General features: G+C 59.4%; 7 protein-coding genes. 2 read left to right on the top strand and 5 right to left on the bottom strand.

All coding sequences use genetic code 11. The features are described from left to right. Positions 1-82: 82 nt before the first annotated feature. The 5 genes from tsaB to BN871_RS30110 form a co-directional block, all read right to left on the bottom strand. The gene (tsaB, locus tag BN871_RS26095; RefSeq protein ID WP_053086936.1) at positions 83-619 is read right to left on the bottom strand and encodes a tRNA (adenosine(37)-N6)-threonylcarbamoyltransferase complex dimerization subunit type 1 TsaB; all 537 of its coding nucleotides are present in this window, start codon (positions 617-619) and stop codon (positions 83-85) included. Next, positions 616-1,107, bottom strand: coding sequence for a tRNA (adenosine(37)-N6)-threonylcarbamoyltransferase complex ATPase subunit type 1 TsaE (gene tsaE / locus BN871_RS04605; RefSeq protein ID WP_021881997.1), 492 nt, complete (start codon positions 1,105-1,107; stop codon positions 616-618). The genes tsaB and tsaE overlap by 4 nt, the downstream gene beginning before the upstream one ends. Positions 1,108-1,363: 256 nt before the next feature. Further along, positions 1,364-2,239 (bottom strand): YitT family protein, encoded by an 876-nt coding sequence (locus BN871_RS04600; protein ID WP_048744829.1) that lies wholly within the window; start codon positions 2,237-2,239, stop codon positions 1,364-1,366. A 511-nt stretch (positions 2,240-2,750) separates the two neighbouring features. After that, on the bottom strand, positions 2,751-2,948 hold the full coding sequence (locus tag BN871_RS04595) for an H-type small acid-soluble spore protein (protein WP_021882000.1): 198 nt from the start codon (positions 2,946-2,948) through the stop codon (positions 2,751-2,753). A gap of 13 nt (positions 2,949-2,961) precedes the next feature. Beyond that, positions 2,962-3,297 (bottom strand): hypothetical protein, encoded by a 336-nt coding sequence (locus tag BN871_RS30110; protein ID WP_021882001.1) that lies wholly within the window; start codon positions 3,295-3,297, stop codon positions 2,962-2,964. A gap of 152 nt (positions 3,298-3,449) precedes the next feature. Here BN871_RS30110 and BN871_RS04585 point away from each other — a divergent pair, with 152 nt between their 5' ends. Then, entirely contained in the window at positions 3,450-4,382 is a 933-nt protein-coding gene (locus BN871_RS04585) for a Ku protein (protein ID WP_048744830.1), read from the top strand. Then, a complete protein-coding gene (locus BN871_RS04580; RefSeq protein WP_048744828.1) occupies positions 4,382-4,945 on the top strand; it encodes a hypothetical protein in 564 nt (187 codons plus the stop codon). The genes BN871_RS04585 and BN871_RS04580 overlap by 1 nt, the downstream gene beginning before the upstream one ends. Positions 4,946-5,022: the final 77 nt, after the last annotated feature.

Genomic DNA, 5,022 nt, shown 5'->3' with positions numbered 1-5,022 from the left:
CACGACGAAAATTAAATGTTGATTTCGGCAAAGCGAATTTCCAAACCTAACTTAAGTTCGTATAATTTCTCGTTCACTGCATTTAAATAATTAATATAATAATTACACTTCGTAAATAGTTCTTGGTCTTCAATATCATATCCGCATCCGCCGCTCCGCCATGGCTGGCTGCAGCCGCCTCGGAGCCTTGGCCTGCATGCTCGCGCCATGCGCCGACGGCCAGCGCCTCGAGCGTCGACACGCCGACAATCGGCAGCTTCCAGGCCCAGGCCAGCGTCTTGGCGACGGATGCCGCGATGCGGACGCCCGTATAGGAGCCCGGGCCGATGCCCGCAGCGATGCCGTCCAGCTGCCCGGGGGAGATGCCGGCATCGGCGAGCAGCTTCTGTACGGCCGGCACGACATGCGCCGAATGGTTGCGCTCGGCCGGCGACTGGACGCTGGCGAGCACCTCGCCGCCCCGCGTCAAGGCGGCGGCAAGCACCGCCGTCGACGTGTCCAGCGCCAGGACGAGCAGCTCTTCGCTCGGCTTGGCCCGCTGCAAGCCCGTCTCCGTTGCGCCCTTAGCTTGCGGAGGGCTCTCCGCCCCGGCTTCTGCGGCCGAATTAAGCTCCGTCATTGCTCTGCTCCTCCCGTCTCGGCGATAAGCCTGCACCATTCCGCATAAGGGAGTCCGCGGCCTTCCAGCCGTATCCGCCTCTCGCTGCCTCCCAGATGCTCGATGTACAGCTCCAGCCTGGATTCCGGAAGCAGCTCCGGAATCAGGCTCGCCCACTCCACGAGGGAGACGCCGCTTCCGTAGAAATACTCGTCCAATCCGAGCTCGTCGGCCTCTTCCTGCGACAGCCGATAGACATCCATATGGTACAGCGGCATCGTTCCGCTGGCATACTCTTTTATAATCGTAAAGGTCGGGCTGTTAACCACGCCCTTCACCCCGATCGCGGCGGCGAACGCCTGCGAGAACCGGGTTTTGCCCGCGCCAAGATCGCCATCCAGCGCGATCACCGTTCCGGGAGCGGCCCATGCGGCCAGCATTTCCGCGAGCCGGACCGTGTCCGACTCCTCCCGCGCGCGCCAACTGGCTGCTGCTGCGGCCTCTGTCATCTGTGTATCCCACCTTGCTCATGTTCCGCTTTCATCCGGTTCCGGAAGCTTGTTCTCATTATATCGGCCCCCTACCTCTGCCGCAACCGCTGCCGGACGGGCTCGCAATGACATCCGGACGCCATACCGGACAGCAGCATGCCGTCCTTCGCACCGAGCCGTCGAAGCCTTGGCTTGCCTGACCGCTCCGCACAGAAAAAAAAACTCCGAAGGCAGATGTCTGCCTTGCGGAGCATGCGTCCTGCCGCCGAGCGCGCTAGTGAATATCGCGCTTCTTGAAGCGGCCGCCCTTGACGTCATGGATATTGCCGACAGCCAGGAAGGCGCCGGGGTCCATGTCGGTCACGATCGATTTGAGCTTGGCTTCCTCGAGGCGCGTCACGACGACGAACAGCACTTTCTTGTCGCCGCCGGTGAACCCGCCTTCGCCGTTGAGATAAGTGACGCCGCGGCCCAGACGGCTCATGATGGCTTCGCCGATCTCGCGGTACTCGTCGCTGATGATCCAGACGGCCTTGGATTCGTCGAAGCCCTCGATGACGATGTCGATCATCTTGTAGGCGATATAGTAGGCGATGAGCGAGTACATCGCACGATCCCAGGAGAACACGAAGCCCGCGCTCGACAGGATGAACAGATTGGCGAACATGACGATCTCGCCGACCGAGAAAGGCAGCTTCTTGGAGAAGAGGATCGCGACGATCTCCGTGCCGTCGAGCGAGCCGCCGAAGCGGATGACGAGACCGACCCCGACTCCGAGCACCATGCCTCCGAAGATGGAGGCGAGGAATTCGTCGATCGTAAGCGGATCGACCTCATGCAGCAGATAAGTCGTCAGCGACATGACGGCTACGCCGTACAGAGTCGACAGCGCGAATGTCTTGCCGATCTGCTTATACCCCAGGAAGAGGAACGGAAGGTTGAGAAGAAAGAGGAAAAGTCCGAGAGGAACGTCCGTCAAATAAGAAAGCATGATGGAAATGCCGGTGATGCCGCCGTCGATAATGTTGTTCGGCACCAGGAATATCTCCAGGCCTACCCCCATCAGGACGGCTCCGACGGTGATGAACAAGACCCGCTTGAACACTTCAAAGAATGGCAGCTTGAGATGCTGCCCCTGCGCTGTTACCATGCCCCCACACCCTTTCAATCTGTCTTGCTTATGACCCTGTATACTAATTATAAAGTATTTTCGCTCTAAATTAAAGGAAAAGGGTGGATTTAGCTAATTTTTAACCTAATTCATGAAGAAAAGAGCCTTTATCTCCGTTTATCGATGGTTATCTTGCTTTACCTTGATTTTAAACCTGTCATGGCATGATAAGGCTTGTATCCCCATCTATCTATATGTATTTTCGCCCCTTCCCGTTATTCCGCTCATTTGGTATCGTTAGGAATGCCGGACATTTCCGGCGGAAGGAGAACCTCCAAGTGGCAGCAGCACGCAACAAGCCGTCGTCGAAGAAATCATCGCCTCCCGCTCAGCACGAGCTCGATCTGACGAGGGGAGCCTGGTCCCGCAAGCCGGCTACGCAAGTACAGCCGAACCGCAAAAAAGAACAGCGCCGCTCCTGGTGCCGCAAAGGCAACGGGAACGACGCTGTTTTTTTGTGTCCGCGAACTCATCGCGGCCATCCCGGCCATCAGTTTTCTCTGTGCGGCTGTCCTTCATGAAGCTGGTCGACCGATACGGTCTGCGTGTTCTGAGGGGTCGTGCCGACCTGCACGGTCGCCATGCCGTTCGCCTCGTCCACATTCTCGATCCAGACCGAGTGCCCGCCCAAGTGGACGGCCACCATATCCTTGGAGTCGTAGATTTCCATCGCTCTTTTTACATCCACCGCGAGTTCCCTCCTATTCTCCGTCCTCTGCTTCTTCCTTCAGCATCATCGTATCCGTCGTCGATTCTCCGATATGGCCGTTGTGGATCGTAACCTGGCCGCCTCCTAGACCTTCGCCCACCATGCGGTCGATATCCATCTCGTAATCGACCCTGCCGCCATGGTCGGCCGTCCGGCCGACGCCCGCATCCGTCATCGTGCGCGCTCCGCCTTCCTCCAGCGAGCCGTCCAGCTCCGTGCTCATCTCGGCAGCCAGATCCGGAAGGCTCTTCTCGTCGCGGCTGCTGGCCAGCATATGGCGGCTGTCCAGCCTCTGCTCGAGATGGCGGTGTATTTCCTGCTCGTCCATTCGCCTCACGCCTCCTTCCCGGGGCTGTCGTCAGCCTTAATGAGAAATATGCCCGCAGCAGCCGGGCTTCATGCATGGGCCCCCCCTCCGGATGGGCACACTGGTAGGAAATAATAATGCCGGAGCTCCGGCTGCAAGGAGGCGCGACAGCTATGCATACCGTATGGAAGGGCGCGATCAGCTTCGGACTTGTGCATGTGCCCGTCAAGATGTTCTCCGCCACAGAGGACAAGGATATCTCGCTGCGCATGCTGCATTCCGTCTGCGGCAGTCCCATCGCTTATGTGAAGGAATGCCCCGTATGCGACAGACGGATCGAAACGAATGAAATCGTCAAAGGCTACGAATACGAGAAAGGCCGCTTTGTCACCTTTGAAAAGGAAGAGCTGGACCAACTCGGCGGAGAGAAGTCCAAAACGATTCAGATCATCGATTTTGTCGCCCTGGAGGAGATCGATCCGATCTATTTTCAGAAAACCTATTACCTCTCGCCCGATCAGGCGGGGGGAGGAGCTTACTCGCTGCTGATGGAAGCAATGAAGGAATCCGGCAAGATCGGCATCGCCAAAATTTCCATCCGCTCCAAATCGAGCCTCGCCGCGATTCGCGTTCTCGAAGGCTGCCTCGCGATCGAGACGATCTTCTATCCCGACGAAATCCGGCCGATCCAGCAGGTTCCGAACCTGCCCGGAGCGGTAGCTCTGAATGACAAGGAGCTGTCGATGGCCAAGCTTCTCATCGATCAGCTGACGACGCCGTTCGAGCCCGAGAAATACACCGACGATTACCGGAGCGCCATGCATGATCTCATCCAGGGCAAGATTGCCGGCGAAGAAGTCCGCATCGCGCCGCAGCAGGAGCCCGCACATGTGCTGGATCTGATGGCAGCCCTGCAGGCGAGCCTTGAATCGGTCAAAGGACCTGCCGCAGCGCCCGTGCTCGATACCGGCGCCGCGGACAAGCCCAAGAAGAAAAGCGCGAAAGCGCCGGCAGCCGGTCTTGCCGACTCCGGTGAAGCCGATAAGCCCGCGAAGAAAGCGGCCAAGCCTCGCGCCAAGAAAACCAAGGAATCCGGCGCTTCCTGATGCGCGCCGCGAAAGGCAGCCTTCCGCTTGGCCTGACGGCGCCGATGGCGCCCATAACGAGAGCCGATCTTCCGCAGGGAGAAGACTGGGGCTACCAGATCAAATGGGACGGCGTCAGGCTGCTGGCCGACATCGGGCCGGACGGCAAGGCGCTGCTGTATTCGCGCCAAGGATTGATCAAGAACAACATTTACCCCGAAATTGTCGTCCTAATAGAGAAGGCTGCTCTCGGCCGCTGCATTCTGGACGGAGAGCTGATCGCCTGGACGGGCAGCAGGCCCAGCTTCCAGAGGGTGCTGCAGCGCGAGCGCATGCGCGGCAATCAGGGCGGAACCCGACTGACGCCGCTTCGCAATCCGGCCGTGCCGGCGGAGGTGATGGCCGGCGGCGCGGACAGCAAGCGTTCCGCCCCCGGCAGCCTGGCCGGCTCGGACGACAGGCTGCTGCGTCCGCAGCAGCCTCCGGGCTTGGGCACCATGCCGATTCGGCCGATCAGCCCAGCCTCCCGCCGGACTCGCCTATGTGCTGTTCGATGTGCTGGCGGCGGGAGACCGGGATCTTAGAGGCCTGCCTTATCTGCAAAGGCATGAAGTCCTTCTGGCCCTCTCTCCGAGCTGCCGGAGGGGATGCTGGTTACGGA

Source organism: Paenibacillus sp. P22 (genome assembly GCF_000469945.2).
GTDB classification, from domain to species: Bacteria; Bacillota; Bacilli; order Paenibacillales; family Paenibacillaceae; genus Paenibacillus_O; species Paenibacillus_O humicus.
The sequence above is the reverse complement of the archived record's forward strand: the minus strand, read 5'-3'. Positions and strand labels throughout refer to the sequence as shown.

Bases quoted from the DNA above. Each gene is read 5' to 3' on its own strand.
- tsaB (WP_053086936.1), bottom strand. From the start codon at position 619: ATGACGGAGCTTAATTCGGCCGCAGAAGCCGGGGCGGAGAGCCCTCCG.
- tsaE (WP_021881997.1), bottom strand. From the start codon at position 1,107: ATGACAGAGGCCGCAGCAGCAGCCAGTTGGCGCGCGCGGGAGGAGTCG.
- BN871_RS04600 (WP_048744829.1), bottom strand. From the start codon at position 2,239: ATGGTAACAGCGCAGGGGCAGCATCTCAAGCTGCCATTCTTTGAAGTG.
- BN871_RS30110 (WP_021882001.1), bottom strand. From the start codon at position 3,297: ATGGACGAGCAGGAAATACACCGCCATCTCGAGCAGAGGCTGGACAGC.
- BN871_RS04585 (WP_048744830.1), top strand. From the start codon at position 3,450: ATGCATACCGTATGGAAGGGCGCGATCAGCTTCGGACTTGTGCATGTG.
- BN871_RS04580 (WP_048744828.1), top strand. From the start codon at position 4,382: ATGCGCGCCGCGAAAGGCAGCCTTCCGCTTGGCCTGACGGCGCCGATG.